General features: G+C 69.8%; 4 protein-coding genes. All 4 read left to right on the forward strand.

The genetic code is table 11. The features are described from left to right. The first annotated feature begins 22 nt into the window (after nt 1-22). Genes ACFTZL_RS43730 through ACFTZL_RS43745 form a run of 4 tightly spaced genes read left to right on the forward strand, consistent with a single transcriptional unit; the run spans nt 23 to nt 2,634 of the window. On the forward strand, nt 23-433 hold the full coding sequence (locus ACFTZL_RS43730; RefSeq protein ID WP_003994857.1) for a roadblock/LC7 domain-containing protein: 411 nt from the start codon (nt 23-25) through the stop codon (nt 431-433). Next, complete coding sequence (locus ACFTZL_RS43735) at nt 430-801, forward strand: DUF742 domain-containing protein (protein ID WP_382595860.1); 372 nt, start codon at nt 430-432, stop codon at nt 799-801. The genes ACFTZL_RS43730 and ACFTZL_RS43735 overlap by 4 nt, the downstream gene beginning before the upstream one ends. Beyond that, a complete protein-coding gene (locus tag ACFTZL_RS43740; protein WP_382595863.1) occupies nt 782-1,387 on the forward strand; it encodes an ATP/GTP-binding protein in 606 nt (201 codons plus the stop codon). Before ACFTZL_RS43735 ends, ACFTZL_RS43740 begins: the two co-directional genes overlap by 20 nt. Next, the gene (locus ACFTZL_RS43745) at nt 1,384-2,634 is read left to right on the forward strand and encodes a cytochrome P450 (RefSeq protein WP_382595865.1); all 1,251 of its coding nucleotides are present in this window, start codon (nt 1,384-1,386) and stop codon (nt 2,632-2,634) included. Before ACFTZL_RS43740 ends, ACFTZL_RS43745 begins: the two co-directional genes overlap by 4 nt. The last annotated feature ends 108 nt before the right edge of the window (nt 2,635-2,742 follow it).

Raw genomic sequence — 2,742 nt, forward strand, 5'->3', positions numbered from 1 at the left:
CCGAAGAGAGCGACTAGTCCTCATGACGCAACAAGGAACAGATGTGAGCTGGGCGCTCCGCGATCTCGTCGAGAGCATCCAGGAGATCCGCTTCGCCCTCGTGGCCTCCAGCGACGGCAAGGCCATCACCTCCTACGGCGCCGAAGACCCCGATGACGTCGACCGCTTCGCCGCTGTGGTGGCCGGCCTGCAGGCCCTCGCCCAGCCGGTCGCCGAGCAGTTCCCCAAGTACGCCGGGCAGCTGCGCCTCGCGATGATCGAAGTCGACGGAGGGCACCTCTTCGTGGTCCGCGCCGGTGTGGAGACGTACCTCGGTGTCCTTGCCAGGGAAGGCCTCGACCAGGGGCTGCTCGGGCACCAGATGAGAGACCTGGCCCGCAGGATGGGTGAGCTCCTCGGCACCACTCCGCGCCTGGAGGAGCACTCTGGATGAGTGCTCCCCGCAGGTCGTCGGACCCGTCCGGTCTCGAGCGCTACTACGTCCTCACGGGCGGTCGCAGCGGACCGGGCGGTTCGGCGTCGAGCCTCGACGTGGCGACGCTCGTCGTCGCCCGCGCCGCCCCGTTACCGGGCATGCAGCACGAGCACGAGGAGATTCTCCGCCGGTGCCGCGATCCGCTGTCGGTCGCAGAACTCGGCGCTCACCTCGGGCTGCCCTTCAACATTCTCGCAGTGCTGCTGTCGGACCTGCTCGTCGCAGGTCGCGTCGAAGCCCGTAACCCCATCCCGGCACACGAAGCCGGCCGCGGGCCCGACCTCGCGCTCCTTGAGGAGGTACTCAGTGGACTTGAAAGGCTTTGACCAACCCGGAGGGCGGGCGGGCGGGGACGCCCGCTCGGTGAAGGTGATGATCGCCGGCGGGTTCGGCACCGGGAAGACCACGATGGTCCGGTCGGTCAGCGACATCAAGCCGCTCACCACCGAGGAGACCCTCACCCAGGCCAGTGCCGACGTCGACCGTCTCATCGGAGTCGCCGACAAGACGCAGACCACCGTCAGCCTGGACTTCGGCAAGATCGGCATCAACGAGAGCCTCGTGCTGTACCTGTTCGGCACGCCGGGCCAGGAGCGCTTCTGGTTCCTGTGGAACGGGCTGTTCAAGGGGGCGCTCGGCGCGATCGTCCTGGTGGACACCCGCCGCCTGGAGTCCAGCTTCCGGGCGATCGAGGAGATGGAGCGGCAGGAGGTCCCCTTCGTCGTCGCCCTGAACGTCTTCCCCGACTCCGACAACTACCCGGCCGAGGAGATCCGGGACGCCCTGGACATCCCCGAGCACACCCCGGTCATCGCCTTCGACGCCCGCGACCGGGCCTCCAGCCGGGACGTCCTCGTCGCCCTGATCCACCACCTGAGGGAACGCTCGGCCGTGGCCCTGGAGCCCCGATGAACGATCAGACCGATAACGCCGTTCAGGTCCCGAGCGGCTGCCCCGTCGCCCATCACGGGGCCGATCCGGCCCGGCTGTACGGGCCGGAGGCGGCGACCGACCCGGCGGGCATCTACGAGCGGCTGCGCAAGGAACACGGCTCGGTCGCGCCCGTCCTGCTCGAAGGCGATGTGCCCGCCTGGCTGGTCCTCGGCTACCGCGACAACCGGCGGGTGCTCGACAATCCCCGCCAGTTCAGCCGGGACGCCCGCATCTGGCGGGACTGGACGGAGGGGCGCGTGGCGGAGACCTCGCCCCTCATCCCGATGCTCGGCTGGCGGCCGGACTGCGTGTCCCAGGACGGCGATCCGCACCGCAGGCTGCGGGCCGCCGTCACCGACGGACTCCAGGCCGCCGCGGTCCGGGGCATCCGGCGCCACGCGACCCGCATCGCGAACAAGCAGATCGACGCGTTCGCGGACGCCGGGCACGCTGACCTGGTGAAGGACTACGCCGATTACCTGCCGATGCTCGTCCTCTCCCGCATCCTCGGGCTCCCGGAGGCGGAGGGCCGGGACCTGGTCGAGTCCTGCGCGCAGGTCTTCAAGGGCGGTGAGGACGCCCTCGCGCACAACGAACGCATCATGGTGATCCTCGGCGAACTGGCCGAGCGCAAGAAGTCCGAACCCGGCGGTGACCTCACCACCGCCCTGCTGGAGCACGCGGCAGGGCTCGACGATGAGGAGGTGGTCAGCCATCTGCGTCTCGTGCTGATCGCCGCGCACACCACGACCAGCAATCTGCTGGCCCGGGTCCTGCAACTCGTCCTCACCGACACCGCCCGGCTCTCCGGACTGGTCAGCGGGCAGCTGAACATCTCCGCCGTGGTGGAGGAGGTCATGTGGAACAGCCCGCCGCTGGCGGTGCTGCCGGGCCGGTTCGCGGCCGGCGACCTGGAACTCGGCGGCCACCAGATCCAGGAGGGCGACCTGCTGCTGATGGGCCTCGCGGCGGGCAATGTCGACCCCGACGTCCGGCCGGACATCGGTGTCTCGGTCCAGGGCAACCAGGCCCACCTGGCGTTCAGTTCCGGTCCGCACGAGTGCCCCGGGCAGAGCATCGGCCAGTCCATCATCGCGATCGCCGTGGACGTCCTGCTGCACCGCCTGCCGGGCCTGAGCCTGGCCGCACCGCCGGAGGAGCTCACCTCGACCGCCTCCACGTGGGAGTCCCGGCTGGACAGCCTGCCGGTCGAGTTCGCCGTGTAGAGGTGAACTCTTCGCCGCCAAGACCGGGTTGGGCCCCCGTCGGCAGGCCACGCCGTACCTGACGGCCGACTGAACCGGCCGTACCGGGATAACCGCAAGGTACGAGGC

The organism is Streptomyces sp. NPDC056948 (genome assembly GCF_042674225.1).
Classification (GTDB): Bacteria; Actinomycetota; Actinomycetes; order Streptomycetales; family Streptomycetaceae; genus Streptomyces; species Streptomyces purpurascens.

What these genes read in the sequence shown, in the direction of transcription:
- ACFTZL_RS43735 (WP_382595860.1), top strand. Translation starts at nt 430, where the DNA reads ATGAGTGCTCCCCGCAGGTCGTCGGACCCGTCCGGTCTCGAGCGCTAC.
- ACFTZL_RS43730 (WP_003994857.1), top strand. Translation starts at nt 23, where the DNA reads ATGACGCAACAAGGAACAGATGTGAGCTGGGCGCTCCGCGATCTCGTC.
- ACFTZL_RS43745 (WP_382595865.1), top strand. Translation starts at nt 1,384, where the DNA reads ATGAACGATCAGACCGATAACGCCGTTCAGGTCCCGAGCGGCTGCCCC.